This is a genomic window from Mesorhizobium sp. (assembly GCF_024509055.1).
Taxonomy (GTDB): Bacteria; Pseudomonadota; Alphaproteobacteria; order Rhizobiales; family Rhizobiaceae; genus Mesorhizobium.
Window position 1 is genome coordinate 1 of the sequence record NZ_JANINM010000383.1, and the last position, 22731, is coordinate 22731.

The window sequence follows — 22731 nt, forward strand, 5'->3', positions numbered from 1 at the left end:
GTTCTCCATCCACGCCGGGGTCAAGGCCCGACAGTTTTCAAACTATGGCACCGCTTGGACAGGGCATCCTGGAAGGAACCCGAAGCGGCGTAAGTTCCATATAGTGCGTTTCGACCGGGAATTCACCCGGCCAACCAAAACGCACGGCTCTACCAGGCCGCATGGCCTGAAATTTCCTCGGCCGCCTAGGCGGCCTTTTCCTTGCCGGCCCGGCGCGCGGCTATGCCTGCCAGCGCGGTCCGGAACGCCGCGATGTCCTCGGCGCCGGTCGCGCGACCGATGGAGACGCGCAACGCGCCAAGGCTGTCGCCGTAGCCCATCGCCTTAAGCACATCGCTCGGCCCGACCTTTCCCGACGAGCAGGCCGAACCCGCCGACAGCGCGACGCCCGCGAGATCGAAGGCGATCTGCGCGGTCTCGGCTTTGACGCCGGGAATAGCGAAGAATGTCGTGTTGGCAAGCCTTGGCGCGCCGTTTCCGAAGATTTCCGCGTCAGGGACGAGTTCCCGGACGGTCGCGTCGATCGCGTCGCGGCGACGCGCGACCGCGTCCATATCGTTCAACCCCGCCAGCGCGACCCGCGCCGCAGCCCCTAAACCGGCAATGCCGGCAAGATTCTCGGTACCGGCGCGGTGGCCCTTTTCCTGGCCGCCGCCATTGATCAACGGCCTCGGCATCATCAGGTCGGAGGCGGCAATGATGGCGCCGACGCCCTTCGGGCCACCGATCTTGTGCGAGGACAGGATCAGGTAGTCGGCATAAGGCGCTGACATGTCGATCGGAATCCGACCAACCGCCTGCACGGCGTCAACGACGAGCACGCCGCCGGCAGCCTTGACGATCTCGGCGATTCGTCCGACCGGCTGGACCACCCCGGTCTCATTGTTGGCGGCGTGGATCGCCACCAGCGGCAAGCCGGCCGCCTTGTCGTGCACAGCCAGGGCGTTGGCCAGCGCGTCGACATCGGCGATGCCATTCCGGTCGACGCCAATGCGCGTCATCTGCGCGGCCGGGAAACGGCCACCGCTCAGGAGGCAAGGATGATCGGCCTCCGAGACATAGAGATGGCTCATGCGGATCGCGCCGCGCCCCATCTGCCAATCCGGCGAAAGCAGCATTGAGGCTGCCTCGGTTGCGCCGGAGGTGAAGACGACATGTTCCGGCCTGGCGTTGACCAGCCTTGCCACATCGCGCCTGGTGTCCTCGATCAGCCGCCGCGCCGCGCGACCTTCGGCGTGGACCGATGACGGGTTGGCGGCAACGTCCAGCGCGGCGACCATCGCGGCCCGCGCTTCCGCGATGAGCGGCGCGCTGGCGTTGTAGTCGAGATAGGCGCGGTTAGCGGCCATTTTCCTTCCGTCGGTCCTGTCAGCAGCCATTCCGCGAGGATAGCGCGTTATTTCCTTGAAATTGCAAGGCAAGCCGTCCTATTTACGCGGCTTGCGGCGCGGGCGGCCGGGCTACTCGCATTTCGGCCACCCAGTTTTGAACAATTCTAAACTAGCTTCTAGGAAGACGCTTGCCCGGCGTCAAGGCCACAGAAGATGGGGCCAGAGGAAGAGTTCGGGCTAGCGCCTTTGTATGCCACGTGGAGTAATTTATGCCTGAGGTCATTTTCGCCGGTCCTGCTGGTCGCCTGGAGGGTCGCTACCAACCCTCCAAGGAAAAGAGCGCACCGATCGCCATCGTGCTGCACCCGCATCCGCAATTCGGCGGCACGATGAACAACAAGATCGTCTACGACCTCTTCTATATGTTCCAGAAGCGCGATTTCACCACGCTTCGCTTCAATTTCCGCGGCATCGGCCGCAGCCAAGGCGAGTTCGACCACGGCACTGGCGAATTGTCGGACGCGGCCGCCGCGCTCGACTGGGTGCAGTCGCTGCATCCGGATTCCAAGAGCTGCTGGGTCGCCGGCTATTCCTTCGGCTCCTGGATCGGCATGCAATTGCTCATGCGCCGACCCGAGATCGAGGGCTTCATCTCGGTCGCGCCGCAGCCCAACACCTATGACTTCTCGTTCCTGGCGCCCTGCCCGTCGTCGGGCCTGATCATCCACGGAGACGCCGACAAGGTGGCTCCGCCCAAGGATGTGCAGACGCTGGTCGACAAGCTGCACACGCAAAAGGGCATCACCATCACGCAGAAGACGCTGCCGGGCGCCAATCATTTCTTCGCCAACGATGCCGAGCTGCTGATCCAGGAATGCGCCGACTACCTCGATCGCCGCCTGGCGGGCGAGCTCGCCGATCCGAGGCCGAAGCGGCTGAGATAGTCGTTTCAGGGCCGATCCGAAGATCCGAAAAGTCGCTAGGGGCGATCAGCCGAAAGTTGCTGATCCCCCCGACCGGCCGGGACGCTCACTTTAGGTCCAGCTGACCATCCCAGACGGAACGTGTGCTTGGGCACCGGCCGTGTCGACGCCGGCCGCCGGAAGATGAAGCCTAGCCTGGCGAACGCCAGCCCTGACAGGATTGCGGTGGCGAGCCCTAGCCCAAAACCGGCGACGGTGTCGCTGGGGTAGTGTGCGCCGACGAAGACGCGCGTCGACGCGATGCAGGCGGTGACCGCAAGAGCGATGTACCAGCGCCTCGGGAAAAGCAGCAGCAGGACGCCGAACACCGCGCCCATTGTCGTGGCATGGCCCGAAGGGAAACCGGCGAAGCGCGCGTCCATCGCGAACGGATGAAGCGACAGGACGCCATAACTGTCGAAATAAAGCGGGCGCGCCCGGCCGATGGCGTATTTCAAGACGTTGACCGCAATCCCGGAAAGGCCGACCGCGCAAAGCACCATGAAGGCGAAGCAGGTCCAGTTGTAGATCATCATCCGCGATCGCCGGGAGAGACGCCGCCAGTCCGTCAGGTTGGCGACGACCAGGCAAAGCGCCGCCGGAATGAGATACCAGCCGCCCAGCCCGAACTGCGTGAAGAAGTCAGTGAAATGCACGAAGCCGCGCGGCCACTCATCGCGAAGCCTGCCGGCGGCGCTGTCCAGGCTGAGGAAGGCGGCTGCCGCAAGCAGCAGCCAGGCCAGCAGCCATATGGCCCACGGTATATGCGGATAGCGCGCCGGCCGCACGGCAAAACGCCGCTTCACGATGCTGATCGTGTCGAGGAAGTTGGAGCGCGAGCGGCGATAAAGAGCAGGCAAGGCGAACATGGAGCTATCCATCACTGCGCCACCCGATAGAGTCCGAGCGCCACCTTGTCTCCTGACGAATAGTTGATGCCGTCGATCTCGGTGAGGCGCTTTGCCGACTTACCCTGTCCGGCAAGCAGTTGGTTGAGCTTCTGCTCGTCCCCGATCGACGTGAGGCCGAGCGCACAGGCAGGATCGGCAGCCAGATGTCTCGCCACGCCATCGACATCGGTGAGAACCGTGTTGGTGCCGACCAGGAATACGAGGCTCGGCTCCTGGAATCGCGAGGACGCGAGCACGGAGGTGGCGCAGGGACGGTTGGCGTCCACGACGGCCTTGATGGCCGGGCTCAGCCAGATCGGCTTGAGCGACGGCCCGATGACACCGAACAACAGGCTGAAGGTGATGCCGGCGCCGATCGCGATGGCCGCGATGCGCCCGAGCGGAACCTGCAACTGGCGCGGGAACGCCAGGTAACCCGTGGTTAGAGCCGCGATTGCCGCCGGGATGCTCCACCAGGAAAACGTCTTGTTGAGGTAGAGCGGAGCTCCGACGCAAACCAACGCCAGGCCGATCGCGACGACAGCGAGACCGAAAGCTGTCGCCCACCACAGCCATGTCTGCCAGCGTTTCAGCGGCGCGTTGGCCTGCTCCGCCGGCAAGGTCAGCAGCCAGCCGATGAGCAGCGCCACGCCTGGATAGGCCGGCATGACATAGTGCGGCAGCTTGGTCGGGATCGCCTCGAAGAGGAGCCAGAAGGGGATGTACCAGGCGAGGCAGAAGCGCAGGCGCGGATCGTCCCGGAATCGGTTGATCGCCTGCAGGCCCGCGCCGAGCGCGATCAGCCCGAAGGGCCACATGAACAGCGAATAGGTGAGCACGTAGAAACCGGGCGGCAGGCCGTGCGATTCCTCGCCTTGCGCCACCTTGTTCAGCATGTCCTTGCCGACCGCTTCCTGGAAGAAGGCGCCGCCGCTCTTCCAGCTGATGAGGATGAGCCAGGGCAGGACGATGACAAGGACGATCGCGACGCCGCGCACCAGTTTCAGCTTCAACAGCCAGCGCCAGTCGCGGTCGAAGGCAAACAGCGCGCCCGCCGTCAGCAGAGACAGGAGCGGCGAAACCGGCCCCTTGATCAGGATACCCAGCCCCTGTGCGATCCAGAATATCCACGGCAGGTGGTTCGGGACCGGTTCGTTGCGGCGTGCCGCCAGATAGACTTGCGCCAAGGCGCCTTGCGCTGCCACGCAGCAGGCGAGAAGCATGGCGTCGGTCTTGGCGTCGCGGCCCTCGAAGGCGGTGGCGAAGATCGCTGCCACCATCAGGCCGGCAGCGAGCCCCGCGTTAGCGCCGAAAAGCTTCGTGCCAGTCCAGCCTATGCCGACGACGGCGAGGGCAATGCCGAGCATCGAGACCAGGCGGTAGACCCAAATCGGCGCCGTAGCCCCCTCGCCGCTCAGCGCCACCGCGGCCGATTGCAGCCAATAGATGCCGATCGGCTTCTTGTAGCGGGAAGCATCCTGGAAGCGGATGTCAACATAGTCGCCGGTCTCGACCATCTGCTTGGTCGCCTGCACGAAACGGGATTCGTCGCGATCGACCGGCGGCAGACCGGCCAGCCCGCTGACGGTCATCAGGATGCTGAACAGAAAGAGGAAGAGGTAGTTCCTGTTCATCGCGGGAGCTTTCCGGATTGATCTTCGGGGTGGCCCCGTCGCGGCGCCTTGGGGATGCGCGCTGCCCTTGTGCGGGCGCCTCATTACGCCAGCCGGGAAGATGAGGCAAGGATGCGCGACTGGCGGGGCAATCGGACGCAAACGTCGAAACCACTTTTGCTGATCGTGCTTTTTGAGTGGCGGGCGATCCGCCGCAAAACCCGAAACCACTTTTGCTGATCGCCCGCGGATGCTAAACGCGCGCCTTCATGTCCAGCTTGGCTGAGCGCCGGGCGATCTCTCCAGGAAGAAACAATGTCCGCCTTCAAATCCGATTTCCTGCGCATCATGAGTGAGCGCGGCTTCATCCACCAGATTTCGGATGAGACCGGCCTCGACCAGCTTTTCGCCAAGGAGACGGTCAGCGCCTATATCGGCTTCGATGCGACCGCAAAGAGCCTGCATGCCGGATCGCTGATCCAGATCATGATGCTGCACTGGCTGCAGCAAACCGGGCATCGGCCGATCGCGCTGATGGGCGGTGGAACGACGATGATCGGCGACCCATCCTTCAAGGACGAAGCACGCAAGCTTCTGACGCCGCAGGACATCGACGACAATCTCGTCGGCATCCGTCGCAATTTCGCACCCTACCTCAAATTCGGCGACGGCGCTGGCGACGCGATCATGATCAACAACGCCGACTGGCTGATGCAGATCAACTACGTCAATTTCCTGCGCGATGTCGGCAGGCATTTCTCCGTCAACCGCATGCTGGCTTTCGATTCCGTGAAGCTGAGACTCGACCGCGAACAGTCGCTGTCGTTCCTCGAGTTCAACTACATGATCCTGCAGGCCTATGACTTCGTCGAGCTCTACAAGCGCGTCGGCTGCCGCCTGCAGATGGGCGGCTCCGATCAGTGGGGCAACATCATCAACGGCATCGACCTCGGCCACCGCATGGAGGGCGTGCAGCTGTTCGCGATGACGACCCCGCTGCTCACCACCTCGTCCGGCGCCAAGATGGGCAAGTCGGCCTCCGGCGCCGTCTGGCTCGACGGCGAAATGCTCTCGCCCTACGAATTCTGGCAATACTGGCGCAACACCGAGGACGCCGATGTCGGCCGGTTCCTGAAGCTTTATACGACGCTTCCCCTCGACGAGGTCGCCCGTCTCGAAAAGCTCGGCGGCTCCGAGATCAACGAGGCCAAGAAGGTCCTCGCCACCGAGATCACCGCCATGCTGCATGGCCGCGAGGCGGCCGAGACGGCGAGCGAGACGGCGCGAAAGACCTTCGAGGAAGGGGCGCTCGCCGACACGCTGCCGAGCGTGGAGATTGCCAGGGCCGATCTCGAGGCCGGCATGGGCATCCTCTCGCTGTTCGTCACCGCCGGATTGGCAGCCACAAATGGCGAGGCGCGGCGGCATATCCAGGGCGGCGCCGTGCGCCTCAACGATCAGCCGGTGACGGATGACCGACGCACGGTGACGCTTCAGGATCTCGGTCCGGAAGGCGTCGTGAAGCTCTCGCTCGGCAGAAAGAAGCACGTCCTGGTGCGGCCCGCATAAGGCCAGACCAGACAAGCTGGGGCGGTTCACAGCTGAACCGCCCCCTCATCAGCGAAATTCGAAGATCGACCGGAATATCCCGGGCGCGATGACAGAGAGCGGGTTGATGTTGAGGCTCGGCTTGTTGGCGTTGCCGCGCAGCCGGTAGGTAACGCCGATCAGGCCGCGGTCGCGGCCATTGCCGAGCAGCGGGCCGAACAGTGGCAGCTCGCCGAAGATGCGGTTCAACCCATAGGCCGGCATGAATGTGCCGGTCATGTCCATGTTGTTGTTCTGATCATAAAGCGTGCCCTGGAACGTGGTGCCTATGCGCGGACCGCGCAGCACCCCATTTGCGAGCCTCAGATAGCCGGAGCCTTTGTCGATCTCGGCGAAGCCACGCTCGAACTTAACCCTGGACGTATCGATATCGGCCTTCACCGCCTGGTTCAGGCTGCGCGTGTCTCCGGCCGGTTTTGTCGACACGATCGAGGCCAGCTTGGGCTCATTGACGACGTAGAAGTTGCTGGCGTCCACCTGGCCCTTCATCGGGCCGTTGGCGGCGCCCGAGAGCGACAGCGTGATCGCTCCGCCCTCCATATGCTCGTATACATTGAGAAAACGCAGGATGGCGCCGGCATCCGCCGACTTCACCGTCAGCGCGCGACCGCCGTCGCTGGTCGTGTTGGCTATGGTGATCGCGGCACCTGAACTTGCCGTCGCGCTGACATCGAGGCCATTCACCGTCGAACCGGCCGCGCTGTAGCTCAGCTTGAGGTTGGACAGGACCTCGTCATGGAAGCCGGTCAGCGATTTGACGTCGGCATTGACGGAGATCGCATCCGTGCCGGCGCCCTTGGTGGCGGTGTCGGCGTCGGATGTGAACTGCTTGATCAGCGAACGGGCGTCCAGCGACTGGCCGCTGACATCGACCGTGTAGCTCTTGCCGGACCGCTTCACGGAGACCGCAATATCGTCGTCCCGATTGAGCGCGACTTTGCTGAATCGGGCCGAGGACAGCGCCCCGTTGACCAGCGTCACATCGCCGTCGATCGAAAAGCTCTTCCCGTCGAGGTCGAAACCCGAGAGCGTTGTGGTGCCGCCCGATTTTGCCATCGTGAAGGCGACCTTGGCGGGAATGCCGGCGCCCTTGCTCCACCCGGCCCACGGGATGTCGAGCCTGGCATTGGTCAGGTCAGCCGAGACGTTCTGGCTGCCATCGCCGCTCTTGTCGATCGCCACCTTGATCGTTCCAGCGAGAAGGGGCGACAGGCCGGGCATGGCGACGGCGCGCGTCTTGTCGTCGAGCACCAGCGCGACCTTGCGGCTGCGCGGCGGCCCGTTGTCGTCGAGTGGCTCGACCAGGTCGAGCTCGGCCGGAATGCCGTTCAATTTCGCCTTGGCTGAGATCACGGCCTGGCTCGGACCGACAGTGATCGAGCCTTCGGCCTCTGTGACGGTCTGGTCTTCGAATGGCTTGGCCAGCGAAAGCCCCTCGTAGTCCAGCGCCACCAGCCAGTCGAGCTTAGAGGTGTCCATGCCGGATGTGAGCGGAATGTCGGCCCGGACATGCCCGCTGACGGCTCCGGTCAAATCTTCAGGAACCAGGCCGACATGGCGCATGGCGTTGATCGGCTCGTAAGAAGCAAGTTCGGCTATCGCCGGCGCCTCGCCGGCGACATCGATCTCGAGCTTGCCGACGACAATCGGCAGGTTCGCCTGCTTTATGGCAAGCGTGCCACCACTTGCCGCCACCGTGCGGCCGCTCGGCATGTAGACGGTGCCGGACGACAAGGCGATGTCGACGTCGTTGCCGTGGAAGGCGACAACCCCGACGGCGTCGCGGACGGGCGGGATGCGTCCCGCCGTGTCGAACCGCGAGCCGGCGATCTGGAACCGGCCGAACACTTCATCGCCGGTCAGCGGAACGCCATTGTCGAGCCGTCCCGGCGCGACCTGGAACTGCAGGTTGGCGTCGGTCACGCGACCGCCGAACAGATTGCCCAGCACCCAATGCCGCGCATTGTGAGCGGAGAACCACGGCCACAACTGCTTGACGTGCGAGACCGGCATATCGTGGACATTGAGAGATAGCGACACGCCCGGCGGCCCTTTGTCGACGAAGGCCAGCGAACCTGTGCCCAGCACCTCGCTCGAGCCGCCGGATCGGACACCGATCTGCTCGGCGATCAGCTTGCGGCTCTTGGTCTGGTAGGAGCCGGCGATGCGGGCGAGAAACTGAAGCGCCGGCTCGGGCGAATCCGCAGGAGCCAGGGTGGAACCGTCACTTATGAGATCGTAGCGATAAGACGGCTCCTCGCCCGCGGCCGCGGGCTTCGGACCGATCGATCCGGCGAAATCGAAGGTCGAGCGCCCGGTCTTGATCAGCAGCCTGTCGACCGAGATCTTGTTCGACCCAGCCACCAGCGTGGCATTAGCATCGATATCGCCCGGCAGCAGGCCGCGCTCGCCGACGTCGAGCACCGAACCGCCAAGCGACAGCGTGGCCGCCAGCCGCGACGGCGTCTCACCGGATGCCTCCGAGCCCGAAAGTTTCAGCGAAACCGACCCGAGCCGGCTGCCGTCAGTCTCTGGCGTCCCCGCTGCCGCGCCGCTTCCATTGGCCTCGTCGATCTGAAGATCGGCATCCAGCGAGGCGATCCGGCGCGCCGCAGCATCTCGCGTTGCAGACGCCTTCAAGGCTGCGTGCCGGCCATCGAGATCGACATCGTAGGACAGCCGCATGCTGCCCGTGCCGGTCTGCGCCACTGTCGCCGAGGCCACCGTCACGCGCTTGACCGGTCCATTGTCCGGGAAATCGAACTCGACATCGCGCAGGTCGATCTGCCGCATCGAATCCTCGCGCACCGCGTCCAGCGCTTCGTTGGCGCCGGCAAACACCGCGGCCAGAACCTTCTCCGGATCGATCAGGCCATCCGCGTTTCGCAGCGCCGCGGTCAAGTCGCCGCCGCCGGAGGGCATCGCCGCCACCATGATACGGGCGTCCGAAACCCTGGCGCTGGTCAGCCGCACCTGGCCGGACAGCAGCGGTAGGAGCCGAATGCCGAAACGAACGCGCCCGACATCGGCCATGGGCTTACCATCGGCGCTCTTGAGGCTGACATCGCTGACCTGCAAGGCGACAAAGCTCGACCCGTCGAGCGTCAGCCGTGTCGGACCGGCGGCGACGTGCACGTCGACGCCGGCCAGCTTCTCGATCGCTGCCTCGGCTTCGGCCCGCAGCCGTTCGGTGCCGACGCCGGATGTTCCGAGGACGTAAACGGCGACGGCGGCCAGAAACACCACCGCGCAAAGCCCGGCGAACACCCGACCGAGAATGCGAAAGCCACGGCCGATCTTTGCCCGGCCGAGCGGCGGCACGGTGCAGGCGGATGGAAGCGCCCCCAGGTCGGTGATCTCATCACGCCTGAACCTGATCTTCTCGTGTTGCGGTTGCTCCTGATCCAAGCAGTATTCCGTTGTGCCGAACTCGTCGTGGACGAATCCCCGTCTCACGTTATATCGATGTTTTCTCGCGCGTAACCTCAGACAAGGGCATCGATATGGCTGACCTCGACGTGGGCGACATTGCGCCGCAATTCGATCTTCCGCGGGACGGCGGCGGCTCCCTCAGCCTCGCCGCATTCCTCGGAAAGCCCGTTGTACTTTACTTTTATCCGCAGGACGACACCACAGGTTGCACCACTGAGGCGATCGGCTTCTCGCAGCTGAAGCCAGAATTCGAGAAGGCCGGCTCCGTGGTGATCGGGCTGTCTCCCGATTCTGTGAAGAAACACGACAAGTTCAAGGCCAAGCACGCTCTCACGGTCGACCTCGTAGCAGACGAGGAGCGCAGGGTGATAGAGGCCTATCATCTGTGGGTCGAGAAGACCATGTATGGCCGTAAATACATGGGTGTCGAACGCGCTACCTTCCTGATCGGAAAGGACGGGCGCATTGCCCGCGTTTGGCGGCAGGTGCGGGTCAAAGGCCATGCGGAGGAAGTGCTGGAGGCGGTGCGCGCGCTCTGAAGGGCACGGACCTCTCTCGCACCGCGCCGACGGCGCTCCGCTCCACTGCAACCGGCCACGCGCATAGCGCGACTTGGTTACGCCAACATTGCGCCGCGCAAAGCTTTGTTAACCCTAATAATGTGTAATCCGGGCTGTCGTGGTGTCGTAACGAAAGCTTGGTCCCGTGAACCCAACCGGTCAGTCAGCGGTCTTCGGCAGGCGTAAAGAGCCCCATACGGTCATCATCGCCCGGGGCAACGAAATAAGGCATTTCACCATTCGCCCCTGGCTTGCGGCCCTGATCGGGTCCGCGCTGGCGGCGATCGCCATCGGCTATCTGCTGGCCACCTCCTATCTGGTGCTGCGTGACGACCTGATCGGCGCCACCACGGCCCGGCAGGCGCGCATGCAGCAGGCCTACGAAGATCGCATCTCGGCTCTCCGCGCCCAGGTCGACCGCATCACCAGCCGCCAGTTGCTCGACCAGCAGCTCATGGAAACCAAGGTCAGTGAATTGATGGCCAGGCAGACACAGCTCAGCCAGCGCCACGGTCGGCTCGGACCTATCCTCGAACGCGCCGAAAGCGAGGTCGGCAACGTGCCTGCCGCGAGCGACGCCACGGCGAAGCCCGACGGGCACGCCGAGGTGACGGGTAGCATTTCGCAGGCTCCGACCTATTCCGTCGCCAGCCTGGGCGCCAGCGACACAAGGCCCTTCTCGCTGTGGTCGACCCGGTCAGGCCCGCTCGACAGCGAAACGACAGCCGATCGCGCCGACAAGCTGTTCGTGTCGATCAACGCGTCGCTCAAGGCCATCGAAACCCAGCAACTATCGCGCATAACCACGCTCGCCGACAATGCCTACAGGAACGTTGACGCGATTACGCAGGCGCTGGAAGCGGCAGGACTGCCGGTCGACAGCGACCTCGACAAGAACGACGTCGGCGGACCGCTGGTCCCGCTTGATCCCTCGATGGTGTTTGACAGCAAGGTCAAGGAGCTGGACGAGGCGCTGGATGCGCTGGATCAGGTCAAGAAGGAGGCGCGCAAGTTGCCGCTTGCCAATCCTGCGCCCGGCCACACCGTGACCAGCCCGTTCGGCGTTCGGACCGACCCGATCCTCGGCACGGCTGCCTTGCACACGGGAATGGACTTCAGGGCGCCGATCGGCATGCCGGCCAAGGTCACAGCCGCCGGCGTCGTGACCAAGGCAGGCTGGAACGGTGGCTACGGCCGCATGGTCGAGGTCGACCATGGCAATGGCTTTGCCACACGTTACGGGCATTTGAGCGAGATCGACGTCACCGTCGGTCAGAAGCTCACCGCCGGCGAAGTGGTCGGCAAGACCGGCAGCAGCGGCCGCTCGACCGGCCCGCACCTCCACTACGAAGTGCGCCATAATGGCGAGGCGGTCGATCCGCTTCGCTTCCTGGCTGTCGGCAAGAGGGTCGCGCAGTACCTCTAGGCGCTCGCTCGGCCTGCACGACCACGCGCCCCGATATCCACAAACCTGACGCTACAGCGTGAGGGTATGGATTGACTCGATTTGAGTTGTAGGATGATATGTATCACCCTATCGCCTGACATCAAATTGCCGCCACAGATGACCGTTCACAGCCCATCGCCTGACATCCTCAGTGCCCTCGAAGCGGCTGTCGGGCGCAACGGCCTCGTCGCTGACCCTGCCGGGATGGCGAAGTACCTGGGCGACTGGGCCGGCGATTATCGCGGCGGCGCGCTTGCCGTGCTGCGCCCCGGGTCCGTTGGCGAGGTGCAGGCGCTGATGCGGCTTTGCAACGAGCTAGGGCTCGGCGTCATTCCGCAAGGGGGCAACACCGGACTGGTTTCTGGCGCCATCGACAGCAGTGGCGCCGGACTGGTCGTCGTCAGCCTGGAGCGGCTGAATTCCATCCGGCGGATCGACGCCGGCAACTTCACCCTGCAGGCCGATGCCGGTTGCGTGCTGCAGGCGATCAAGGATGCGAGCGAGGCTCGGGACTGCCTGTTTCCGCTGGCGCTGGGGGCCCAGGGCAGCTGCCAGATCGGCGGCAACGCGGCAAGCAACGCCGGCGGCGTCAACGTGCTGCGCTATGGGATGGCGCGCGACCTGATCCTAGGGCTGGAAGTCGTGCTTGCCGACGGCGAGTTGTGGAACGGCTTTTCCGGCCTGCGCAAGAACAACAGCGGCTACGATCTGAAGCAGCTCTTCATCGGCTCGGAGGGCACGCTGGGCATCATCACCGGCGTCGAGGTCAAGCTGTTTCCGAAGCCTGCCCAAATCGAAACCGCTTATCTCGGCCTTCCTTCTTTCGAGACCGCCATCCAGCTTTTCAATTGGGCGCGCCGTGCTTGTTCCGACCTGATTTCGGCCTTCGAGATCATCGGTGCGGAATGCATCGAGCTTGCCCGGCTGATCGATCCGAACATGCCGGGCCCTGTCGAAGCGCCGGTCCATGTGCTCATGGAGTTGTCTTCGGGACCGGGCATCGATCTCAACGCCTTGCTGGCCGGTTTTCTTGCCGAAGCGATGAAGGCTGGGCTGGTATCCGACGCCGTGCTCGCAAGCAGCAATGCTCAAGCCAGGGCCTTCTGGACAATCCGCGAAGGGCTGGTCGAGGGCCAGGCCAAACGCGGCTACCACGTCCGCACTGACCTCTCGGTGCGTATTTCCGACATCCCGGCCCTGATCGAACACGCCCGCGACTTAGTCGCGACAGAACATCCCGGCTGGATCCCGCTCGCCTACGGACATGCCGGCGACGGCAACATCCATTTCAACGTGCTGCCGCCGCTCGAACTCGGCGAGAGCGAGGCCCGCGCGCTCGGCGTCGAAGTTACAGCCGGGCTTTACCAGATCGCGGTCGGCCTGGGCGGCTCGATCAGCGCCGAGCATGGCATCGGCCGCAGCCGTCGGCGAGAATTCTGGGCCGGGCTCTCGCCGACCCATCGCCGTATGACCATGGCCCTGAAGGCCGCTCTGGACCCCAAGGGGCTGATGAACCCCGGCTGCCTGCTGCCCTCGACGGAGACGTCCTCATGAAGCAAAGACTGGCCGCAATAGGCACGGTCGAAACGCTGCCGCACCGGGTCGCAGCCTTCCTCAGCCGCGAGATCGAATCGGGCGAGTTGAACCCCGGCGCACGGTTGCCGACCGAACAGGAGCTTTCCGAAAAATTCGGCGTTAGCCGAAATGTCGTGCGCGAGGCGATCGCCCAGCTCAGGGCCGACGGCATGATCGAGGCCCGGCAGGGCATCGGCGCCTTCGTACTGGCGCCCGAGCAGCGCGCCGCTATCCGCATCGACCGCGAGGCGCTCAAGGACACGCACAATATGGAGCGCCTGTTCGAGCTGCGCTGCATCCTCGAGGCGGAATCGGCAGCGCTGGCCGCGGCGCGACGCAGCCAGGACCATCTCGACTCGATCAAGGTCGCGCTCGACCGCATGAGCGGCGAGGAGCGTTGGGAGGATGGCAGCATCGACGCCGACCTGCTCTTCCATCGCGAGATCGCGCGGGCCACCGGCAACAACTACATCCACACCTTCATTTCCTTCGTCTGCGAGCAGATCCGCCACTCGATCCAATACGCCCGCATGACCAACCCGCTGCACGATCTCGTCGAGATCAATGTCGGCGAGCATGTGCGCGTCTACGAGGCGCTGGTGGCTGGTGACCCGGCAGCCGCGGAAGCCGCGATGCGCGCCCACATCATCGGCGCGGCCAACCGGGTCGGCGTCGAGCTGCCCCTCCAGAAGACCGGCGGAGCGAAATAACATGGCGAGCATCACCCGCATCTCAGACGTCTGCCTGCTTGTCGAGGACATCGAGCGCACCGTCGAATTCTATGTCGAGAAGCTCGGCTTCCGCCTGCGCCGCCGCGCCGAGGGCTTTGCCGATTTCCATGGCGAGGGCGTGACGCTCGCAGCATGGGAGCTCGACCACATCAACAAGCACGCCGGCGTGTCGAAGCTGAGGTCGCCCCGCCATGCGCACAAGGTCTGCGTCGCCGTCCAGCTCGACGCTCCCGCCGATATCGACCGGCTGCACGGCGAGTTGAGCGCCAAGGGCGTGCCCTTCTACGGCCCGCCTGAAAACTATGTCTGGAATGCGCGCTGCGCCTATTTCACCGACCCGGACGACACGCTCTGGGAACTCTATGCCTGGCTCGACGGCGGCCCCGGCGACTACCACGACGAACAGCCGTAGACGACGCCGCGCCGGAGGAAGCGGCGCCTGAAGAAGAGACGAGAAGTCTAAAACAGGAGCGAAAAAATGAATGGGAACAGGGACTTCGAATTGAACCGCCGCACTTTCGCGAAGGGTGGCATCGCAGCGGTCGCAGCGGCGTCGGCCGGCATGCAGCTGGTGCTGACGCCGGGCGCCAGGGCCGCCGGGAAAGTGGTCATCCAGTATGACTGGCTGATGTCCAACGGACAGATCGGCGACATCGCGGCCGTCGCCAATGGTTATTTCAAGGATGCCGGGCTCGACGTCGAATTCAGCCCCGGCGGCCCCAATGCGTCAACCGTGCCACCGGTCATTTCCGGTTCCGCGCAACTCGGCCAGTTCTCCGAGACGCCGCAGCTTTACGCCGCGCGCGCCAGCGGCGTGCCGGTCAAGATCATCGCCTGCGGCTTCCGCACCGGCCCTTACGCTCTGACATCGAAGCCGGCAAAGCCGATCCGCGGTGCCGCTGACCTTAAGGGCAAGAAGATCGGCATCCAGCCGACGGCCCGTTTCGTCATCGACGAGATTCTCGCCAAGAACGGCATCGATCCGTCCGAGCTGACTATCGTCAACGTCGGCTTCGACAAGGGCCCGCTGGTGCGCGGCGAAGTCGACGCCATCGGCGGCTGGATCACCAACACGCAGGCGTTGAGCGTTGTCGGCGACGATCGCATCGACCTTCTGGTGCGCGAACTGGGCCTGAGTTCCTATGCCGATGTCTATTTTGCCACAGACGCCGCGATCGAGAAGGATCCGGAGACGCTGGCGAAGTTCATCGGCGCGGTCGGCAAGGGCTGGGGCTGGGTGCATGCCAACCCCGAGGAAGCGGTGAAGAAGATGGTCGCCGCCTATCCGGAAATGGACCTAGGCTGGGAACAAAAGACCGTCAACCTGGTGCTGAAGCTTTCCTTCGACGGCGCGACCGCCAAGGACGGCTGGGGCACATTCGACCCCGCCTCGATCGAGGAGCAGTTGGCGCTGCTCGACAAGGTCGGCCAGTATCCGAACGGCCGCCCGGCCACCAAGGATGTCTACACCACCAAGATCCTGGAGCTTTCGGCCGCCGACCGGCCCAAGCTCGACGCGCCCGCGGCCTAGAGCATGATCCCGAAAGGTGGGAACCGGTTTTCGGAAAAGATCATGCTCCAACAAAGAGTTAGATCAGCATGACGATTCAGCCAAACGTCGTGCTGATCTAATGGCGAACGCGATTGACGCCCATCGGCTGGATGTCGGCTACGGCGGCCGGCATACGGCCGTCAAAGTGCTCTCCGGCCTCGACCTCACGGTCGCGGCCGGCTCCTTCCTGTCGATCCTCGGCCCCTCCGGCTGCGGCAAGTCGACCTTGCTCAGAGTGGTCGCCGATCTGCTCGACCCGCTCGGCGGCACTATAAGCGTGCTCGGCGAGACGCCGCATACGGTGCGCTCGCGGCGCGATGTCGGCTTCGTTTTCCAGGATTCCACCCTGCTGCCCTGGCGCACGGTGCGCGACAATGTGCGCCTGCCGCTTGGCGTTGGCCAAGGCAGCCTGACCCGCAAGATAGAAGATCGCAGCGCGGAGCTGCTGGAGCTCATGGGCCTTGGCGGGTTCGGCGAACGCCTGCCGCATCAGCTCTCCGGCGGCCAGCGTCAGCGCGTGGCGATCGCCCGCGCGCTGCTTGGCGAACCGAAACTGCTTTTGATGGATGAGCCGTTCGGCGCGCTGGACGAGATCACCCGCGACCGTCTCAACGACGAATTGCTTTCGCTCTGGCGCCGCACCGGCACGACGATTCTCTTCGTCACCCATTCGATCGCCGAGGCCGCCTATCTGGGTGAGCGCGTTATCGTCCTTGCCGCCAATCCGGGGCGCCTAGTCAAGGACCTCGACATGCGCCCCATCAAGCAGGAAGGCAACCGTTGCTCGCGCGAGGATCCGGCTATCGTCGCCGCCATGGCGGAGCTGCGCACTGCGCTGGAGCACGCATCGTGAGACAGGCGCCGCTCTCCCCGCAGATGACCCTTGCGCTACCTATCCTCGGCGCTGCATCGATCCTGCTTGCCTGGCAGTATCTTCTGCCCGCCCTCGGCGTGCCGGCCTATATCGTGCCGACGCCGACCGCGATCTTTGGCGTCTTCCAGAAGAACTTCAGCCTGCTGATCGACAATCTCCGGCCCACGGCGATCGAGGCACTAGCCGGCTTCGTCATCGGCAACTTCGCCGCCGTGCTGCTGGCCGTGGTCTTCGTGCACAGCCGCATCCTGCAGGCGGCCTATTTCCCGATCGTATTGTTCTTCAACACCATTCCGATCCTGGCGTTGTCGCCGATCATCATCCTGATCTTCGGCCTTGGCATGACGCCGAAGATCGTGATCGCGGCGGTGATCTGTTTCTTCCCGACGCTGGTGAACATGATCCGCGGCCTGGATTCGGCCAGCAACAACGAGCACGAGCTCTTCCGCGTGCTGTCGGCGACCCGTTGGGAGGTCTTCTGGGGCCTGCGCCTGCCGCGAGCGCTGCCAATGCTGTTCTCCTCGCTGCGGATCGCCTCCGCGACCGCGGTTATCGGCGCCATTGTCGGCGAGTGGATCGGCTCGGACAAAGGGCTCGGCGCGCTGATCATCCAGGCGACATTCAACTATCAGTCCGATCGCCTCTACGCAGCGATCGTGCTCTCGTCGTCGCTGTCGATCGCGCTGTTCTGCCTGGTCGTGCTCATCGAGCGACGGGTCATCAAGTACTAGCGCCTACGGCAGTTCGGCCAAAGGTGGAGCTCTCGCAGGCTCGGTCGTGTCGTAATGGTTCGTCCAAAATTATTTTTGAATTCCATTTGACTGAATAAATCTTCTCTGCGAACCTTGCGTCAACCGGGAGCGCAAGCATGGCATTGCGGGGGACCAATCAGGAGTTCGGGCGACCTTACAATCGGCGCATCGTTCTTGAGTCCATCCGCCGCTTCGGCCCCATCGCGCGTGGCGAAATCGCCGAAAGCGTCGGCCTCACCGTTCAGACTGTGTCGACCATCGTGCGCGAGTTGGAGGAACAGGGCTATATCCTGTCCGTACGCGAAGAACCTAAAGGGCGCGGCCTACCGCCAACGACGCTGCGGATCAATCCCGAGGGCGGTTATGCCGTCGGCATCCACCTCACCCCACTCGGCATCGACGCGGCACTGATCAACCTCAGCGGCGACGTTATCGAGAGCACACATCGCGTGGCGCCCAACGCAACCCCCGACGATGCGTTCGCGGCTATCGGCGCCATGGTCGCCAACCTGACGGGCAGGCGGCCGGGGGGTCGCGTCATTGGCATCGGCATGGCCCTGCCCGGCCCGTTTGGCGTCGACACGATGAGCTTCGTCGGCCCTACCACCATGGCCGGCTGGCAAGGTGTTCCCCTGCGCGAGCGGCTGAGCGCCGCGACCGGGCTGCCCGCTTTCTTCGAAAATGACATGGCGGCCGCCGCCATGGGCGAGCGCCTCTATGGCATCGGCGTCCAGCACGCCGAATACTACTATCTCTACTTCGGCGTCGGCCTTGGCGGCGCCATGGTGCATGACGGCAGCGTGCTGCGCGGCGCCTGGGGGAATGCCGGCGAAATCGGCCATATCCCGGTCGTGCCGGGCGGCGAGCCCTGTCCCTGCGGCAATCGCGGCTGCCTCGAACGCTACATCTCGCTCGAAGCGCGAGGACGCTGGACCGGCGACGATGCCGACTGGGTCGCCGAAGTCGCGCCGATCTTCCGAAACGCGATCACCACGATCGAAAACCTGTTCGACCCTGAGACGATCGTGCTCGGCGGACTGGCCTCGCCTGACCTTCTCGAGCGGCTGGCGGCATCGGCGGAGCCGCTGCACAATTCCGTCTCGGCCCGCAAGGATCGGCGAACGCCTCGCATAATCGTGGCGGAGGGCGGCCAGCACGCGGTGCTGCGCGGGGCCGCGGCCCTTGCGGTGTCGGGTGTGCTCTCGCCCCGTTTCGGCCAGATCTTCACCGCCAAGCGGCAGCGCGAAGGCGATCCTCTCAAAGGCGGAGACGTTGCGGCATGAGCGAACCGCTGCTGGTCCTCGACAACGTCACCAAGAATTACGGCGCCATCCAGGCGCTGCGCGGCATCAGCTTCTCGATCGGGCGCGGCGAGGTCGTGGCGCTGCTCGGCGATAACGGCGCCGGCAAATCGACGCTGGTCAAGATCATCGCCGGCGGACTCGAGCCGACCTCGGGCCGCATGCTGTTTGAAGGCAAGGAGTTCCTCGCCAGATCGCCCGCCGAGGCCAAGGCGGCCGGTATCGAGACGGTCTATCAGGACCTGTCGCTCTGCACCAATGTCGATGTGGTGGCGAACTTCTTCATGGGCCGCGAGATCACCCGCAAGGTGCTTGGCGTCCCGCTGCTCGATGAGCGCGCCATGAAGGCGGTGGTGGCCAAGGCGCTTGCCAATGCCGGCACACGCATCCCGTCGCTGCGCACCAAGGTCGAGCATCTCTCGGGCGGCCAGCGGCAGGCAATCGAACTCAACCGCTTCGTCCATTGGGGCGGCAAGCTTGTGCTTTTAGACGAACCGTTTGCCGCGCTCGGAGTCGAGCAGACGCGCCGCGGCCTCGACATGATCCGCCAAGTGGCGAGCCAGGGCATAGGCGTCGTCATCATCACCCACATTATGCAACAGGCCTTCCAGGTCGCTGACCGGATCGTGGTGATCCGCCAGGGCGTCGTGGCCGGCGACGTTGCCCGCAACAAGACAAGTCCCGATGCGGTGATCAACATGATCACCGGGGAGACGCCCGCCGGTGCCGGACCGGCGGGCTGAGCCATAAAAGAGGGGTCCGGCGCAAAAGAGGAGCGAACGACATGAAGCGACTGCTACTTTCTGTCTTCGGTATCCTGGCCCTGGCAATTGCCACGCTTACGCCGGCATTCGCCCAGTCCAAGGGTACCGTCTATTACCTGGTGCCGACACTGCTCGACGAATTCCAGACCGGCTCGGTGAGCGCGCTGGAACTTTTCCTGAAGCAGGTCGGCTATGAGATGAAGACGCTGAACGCCGACAACAAGACCGACGCCCAGCAATCGCAGATGAACGACGTCATCGCGCTGAAGCCGAAGGCGATCATCCTCGCCGCGGTCGATTTCAATGCGCTGAAGCCGTCTGTTGAAGCCGCCCGCTCGGCCGGCATCCCGGTGGTCGAGTTCGACCGGCAGATCACCGCCACGCCTTCCGATTTCACGTCCGTCGCCGGCACCGTCGAGATCGGCCACATCGCCGCCGATCAGGCCGAAGCTCTGCTGAAGACCAAGAACGGGGCCGTGAAGGGCAAGGTCCTGCAGGTGCTCGGCGACCCTGGCGATCCCTACACGCTCGATATCCAGAAGGGTTTCGAGGAGAAGATGAAGGCGTTCCCGGACGTCAAGATCATCTCGCTGCCGGCCATGCAGTGGGAAGCGAGCAATGCCGGCACCATCGTCGCCGACCAGATGTTGGCCAACCCCGACATCGACCTGATCTTCAGCCACGCCGCGCATCTATCGGTCGCGGCCGTCGCTTCGCTGGAAGCCGCCGGCAAGAAGCCGGGCGACGTCATGCTGATGAGCTCGAACGGCGCGCCGGTCGGTCTCGACCTGATCCGCAAGGGCTGGCTCAACGTCGAGGTCGAGCAACCGCTCTACGCGCAGGCGGCCGCCGTCGCCATGTTCATGGACAAGGTCGCCAACAAACAGGAGATCAAGCCCGGCGACTATGACGTGCTTGGCCTGAAGTCGGTGGTGACCAAGGAAGCCTGGGGCCCCAACATCAAGATCCCGGGTGCTGCGATCAGCAAGGCCAACGTCGACAATCCTGCCTTCTGGGGCAACCAGAAGCCGCCGACGGATACCGTGAAGTCGGTCGAATAGGCCTTTTCCCTCCCCAGTGCTCCGGGCATCGCCCGGAGCCCTCCCCGTGCGTCCGCATGCAGCGGCCGCGCGTTCCGTCCTGACGCCAACCGGATCGGCCCATGAGTCCGCGCACCCGCAAAAGTCTCGAGCTCGTGCTCGACAATCTCGTCTGGTTCATGCTGGTTTTCGTGCTGGCGGTCTTTTCGATCTTCATTCCGAACTTCTTCCAGCTCGGCATCTTCGCCAACATCATCGAGGCGTCGAGCGTTCTCGGCGTTATGTCGATCGGCCTCGCGCTCGTCATCATCGCCGGCCACATGGACCTCTCGGTCGAATCGGTCGCGGCGCTCAGTGCCATGGCGGTCGGCATCATGTTCTGCTCGTCCGGCATCGGCCTCGGCGTGCAATTGCATCCTGACTGGCTGATGGTGCCGGTGTCGCTCGCTCTTGCGCTCGGCGTCGGCGCCCTCATCGGGGTGATCAACGGCTTTCTCATCGTCAAGCTGAAGATGAGCGCCTTCATCATCACGCTTGCTTCCTACATCTGGGTGCGCGGCCTGGTGCTGGTCATCTCCGGCGGCCGTTCGGCGCAGGATCTGGCGCCAGCCATCCGCTGGTTCGGTATCCAGCGCCTCGCCGGCCTGCCACTCACCGCCTGGATCGCGGTTGCCTGCTTCGTCGTCTTCTCGCTGATCCTTGCCAAGACGCCGTTCGGCCGGCACCTGGTGATGATCGGCGGCAACGAGACGGCGACCTTCCGCGCCGGCATCCGCGTCAACCGAAACCTGATCATCGCCTTCGTGCTTGCCGGTGCAATCGCCGGCCTGGCCGGTTGGCTGCTTGCGATCCGCACATCCGGCGCCACCGCCAATCTCGGCGTTGGCCTCTTGTTCAACGCCTTCGCCGCCGTGGTCATTGGCGGCGTAAGCCTGAAGGGCGGCGTCGGCACTTTGCCCGGCGTCTATGCCGGCGTGCTGCTTCTGTCGGCCATCAACACCGCCATCAATCTCATGGGCCTGCCGGCCAACTTCACCCAGGTTATTCACGGCCTCTTGGTGCTGGCCGCCGTGCTGCTCGACGCTTTCAAGCAAACCATTCGCCAAAAACTCGCATGACAGGACGGCAAGCATGACTGGACGCATCGAAGGCAAGGTGGCGGCGATCGTCGGCGCCGCCCGCGGCATCGGCAAGGGCATTGCCCAGCGCTTCGCCGAGGAAGGCGCCAGGCTGATCTTGGCAGATAGCGAAGCGGAGGCCGGCAAGGCGAGTGCGGACGAACTCGGCGCAGCCTTCATCCACACCGACATCTCCAAGATGGCCGATGCGGAAGCCGTCGTGGCACTCGCGCTGGAGCAGTATGGCCGCCTCGACATTGTCGTCCAGAACGCCGGCATCTACCCTTGGCAGCTCATCGAGAACACCAGCCCGGATGATTGGGACCGCGTGATGGCCGTCAACCTGCGCGGCAGCTTCAACACCGCGCGCGCCGCACTCCCTCCAATGAAGGCGCAGGGCAGCGGCCGCATGCTGTTCACCTCTTCCATCACCGGCCCTCAGGTGAGCAGCCCCGGCCACGGGCATTACTCGGCCAGCAAGGCCGGCATCAACGGCTTCATCCGCTCGGCGGCGCTGGAGTTCTCCGGCTATGGAATCACCGTCAATGGCGTCGAGCCCGGCAACATCCTGACCGAGGGCATGAAGCTCCACCGCGATGCAGCCTTCATCAAGAGCATGGAGGACGCGGTGCCGCTTGGCCGCCTCGGCACGCCGCTCGACGTCGCCAACGCCTTCCTGTTCCTCGCCTCCGACGACGCCAGCTACATCACCGGCACGACGATCGTCGTCGACGGCGGACAGTTATTGCCCGAGGGCCAGGATTTCCGCCTGGCGCCGTCGTAAGTCTCGATTTTGCGGGAAAGTGGTGGGCGATGACGGACTCGAACCGCCGACATCTTCGGTGTAAACGAAGCGCTCTACCAACTGAGCTAATCGCCCGCTCCGGGCCGGACCTTTAAGCAGTTAGGGCGCCATTCGCAAGGCCAAATGAGCGGGCAACGACCACGTCGCCTGGCGGATTTCCACAGCGCGGACGCCATTGTCAAAAAACCTTCGGCTGATTGCTGTTATGCTCACATCCCGCGCTTGACACCTGCAAACGAACCCCTTATCCAGCGCCCCAACGACGACACGCCTGACACGTGCTCGTCAAGTGCGCGGGTGTAGCTCAGTCGGTTAGAGTGCCGGCCTGTCACGCCGGAGGTCGCGGGTTCGAGCCCCGTCACTCGCGCCATTTTTC

Annotated in this window: 19 protein-coding genes and 2 tRNA genes; 16 read left to right on the forward strand and 5 right to left on the reverse strand. The window is 64.2% G+C overall.

What is annotated here, in order from left to right; translation table 11 throughout:
• Nucleotides 1-185 precede the first annotated feature (185 nt).
• Entirely contained in the window at nt 186-1349 is a 1164-nt protein-coding gene (locus tag Q0L57_RS18365) for a cysteine desulfurase family protein (protein WP_296744580.1), read from the reverse strand.
• Between the two features lie 251 nt (nt 1350-1600).
• Between Q0L57_RS18365 and Q0L57_RS18370 the strand changes: the two genes are divergently transcribed.
• Nucleotides 1601-2275, forward strand: a complete 675-nt coding sequence (locus Q0L57_RS18370) for an alpha/beta hydrolase (protein WP_296744581.1) — start codon at nt 1601-1603, stop codon at nt 2273-2275.
• Nucleotides 2276-2310: 35 nt separating this feature from the next.
• Here Q0L57_RS18370 and Q0L57_RS18375 read toward each other — a convergent pair whose 3' ends face one another.
• Both Q0L57_RS18375 and Q0L57_RS18380 read right to left on the reverse strand, forming a co-directional pair.
• The gene (locus Q0L57_RS18375; protein WP_296744582.1) at nt 2311-3162 is read right to left on the reverse strand and encodes a phosphatase PAP2 family protein; all 852 of its coding nucleotides are present in this window, start codon (nt 3160-3162) and stop codon (nt 2311-2313) included.
• 11 nt (nt 3163-3173) lie between these two features.
• The gene (locus Q0L57_RS18380; protein ID WP_296744583.1) at nt 3174-4817 is read right to left on the reverse strand and encodes a glycosyltransferase family 39 protein; all 1644 of its coding nucleotides are present in this window, start codon (nt 4815-4817) and stop codon (nt 3174-3176) included.
• 294 nt (nt 4818-5111) lie between these two features.
• Between Q0L57_RS18380 and tyrS the strand changes: the two genes are divergently transcribed.
• Entirely contained in the window at nt 5112-6365 is a 1254-nt protein-coding gene (tyrS, locus tag Q0L57_RS18385; protein WP_296744584.1) for a tyrosine--tRNA ligase, read from the forward strand.
• Nucleotides 6366-6413: 48 nt separating this feature from the next.
• On the opposite strand, the gene Q0L57_RS18390 is transcribed toward tyrS, so the two are convergent.
• Entirely contained in the window at nt 6414-9812 is a 3399-nt protein-coding gene (locus tag Q0L57_RS18390; RefSeq protein ID WP_296744585.1) for a DUF3971 domain-containing protein, read from the reverse strand.
• 95 nt (nt 9813-9907) lie between these two features.
• On the opposite strand from Q0L57_RS18390, the gene Q0L57_RS18395 reads away from it, so the two are divergent.
• From Q0L57_RS18395 to Q0L57_RS18455, 13 genes are all read left to right on the forward strand, one after another.
• Nucleotides 9908-10375 carry a peroxiredoxin gene (locus Q0L57_RS18395; protein WP_296744586.1) on the forward strand — a complete coding sequence of 156 codons (468 nt, stop codon included), beginning with the start codon at nt 9908-9910 and terminating at the stop codon, nt 10373-10375.
• 166 nt (nt 10376-10541) lie between these two features.
• Nucleotides 10542-11822, forward strand: a complete 1281-nt coding sequence (locus tag Q0L57_RS18400; protein WP_296744587.1) for a M23 family metallopeptidase — start codon at nt 10542-10544, stop codon at nt 11820-11822.
• A gap of 138 nt (nt 11823-11960) precedes the next feature.
• Nucleotides 11961-13397 (forward strand): FAD-binding oxidoreductase, encoded by a 1437-nt coding sequence (locus Q0L57_RS18405; protein ID WP_296744588.1) that lies wholly within the window; start codon nt 11961-11963, stop codon nt 13395-13397.
• Entirely contained in the window at nt 13394-14128 is a 735-nt protein-coding gene (locus tag Q0L57_RS18410; protein ID WP_296744589.1) for a FadR/GntR family transcriptional regulator, read from the forward strand. Before Q0L57_RS18405 ends, Q0L57_RS18410 begins: the two co-directional genes overlap by 4 nt.
• Nucleotide 14129: 1 nt before the next feature.
• Nucleotides 14130-14561 (forward strand): VOC family protein, encoded by a 432-nt coding sequence (locus tag Q0L57_RS18415; protein ID WP_296744590.1) that lies wholly within the window; start codon nt 14130-14132, stop codon nt 14559-14561.
• Between the two features lie 66 nt (nt 14562-14627).
• Complete coding sequence (locus tag Q0L57_RS18420) at nt 14628-15680, forward strand: ABC transporter substrate-binding protein (RefSeq protein WP_296744591.1); 1053 nt, start codon at nt 14628-14630, stop codon at nt 15678-15680.
• Between the two features lie 100 nt (nt 15681-15780).
• Nucleotides 15781-16554, forward strand: a complete 774-nt coding sequence (locus tag Q0L57_RS18425; RefSeq protein WP_296744592.1) for an ABC transporter ATP-binding protein — start codon at nt 15781-15783, stop codon at nt 16552-16554.
• Entirely contained in the window at nt 16551-17306 is a 756-nt protein-coding gene (locus Q0L57_RS18430; protein ID WP_296744593.1) for an ABC transporter permease, read from the forward strand. The genes Q0L57_RS18425 and Q0L57_RS18430 overlap by 4 nt, the downstream gene beginning before the upstream one ends.
• A gap of 137 nt (nt 17307-17443) precedes the next feature.
• The gene (locus tag Q0L57_RS18435; RefSeq protein WP_296744594.1) at nt 17444-18610 is read left to right on the forward strand and encodes an ROK family transcriptional regulator; all 1167 of its coding nucleotides are present in this window, start codon (nt 17444-17446) and stop codon (nt 18608-18610) included.
• Nucleotides 18607-19371 (forward strand): ATP-binding cassette domain-containing protein, encoded by a 765-nt coding sequence (locus Q0L57_RS18440; RefSeq protein WP_296744595.1) that lies wholly within the window; start codon nt 18607-18609, stop codon nt 19369-19371. The genes Q0L57_RS18435 and Q0L57_RS18440 overlap by 4 nt, the downstream gene beginning before the upstream one ends.
• Before the next feature lie 41 nt (nt 19372-19412).
• A complete protein-coding gene (locus tag Q0L57_RS18445) occupies nt 19413-20453 on the forward strand; it encodes a sugar ABC transporter substrate-binding protein (protein WP_296744596.1) in 1041 nt (346 codons plus the stop codon).
• 101 nt (nt 20454-20554) lie between these two features.
• Nucleotides 20555-21550 carry an ABC transporter permease gene (locus Q0L57_RS18450; RefSeq protein WP_296744597.1) on the forward strand — a complete coding sequence of 332 codons (996 nt, stop codon included), beginning with the start codon at nt 20555-20557 and terminating at the stop codon, nt 21548-21550.
• A 13-nt stretch (nt 21551-21563) separates the two neighbouring features.
• The gene (locus tag Q0L57_RS18455; RefSeq protein ID WP_296744598.1) at nt 21564-22334 is read left to right on the forward strand and encodes an SDR family NAD(P)-dependent oxidoreductase; all 771 of its coding nucleotides are present in this window, start codon (nt 21564-21566) and stop codon (nt 22332-22334) included.
• 20 nt (nt 22335-22354) lie between these two features.
• Here Q0L57_RS18455 and Q0L57_RS18460 read toward each other — a convergent pair.
• A tRNA-Val gene (locus tag Q0L57_RS18460) sits at nt 22355-22430 on the reverse strand.
• 218 nt (nt 22431-22648) lie between these two features.
• On the opposite strand from Q0L57_RS18460, the gene Q0L57_RS18465 reads away from it, so the two are divergent.
• A tRNA-Asp gene (locus Q0L57_RS18465) sits at nt 22649-22725 on the forward strand.
• Nucleotides 22726-22731: the final 6 nt, after the last annotated feature.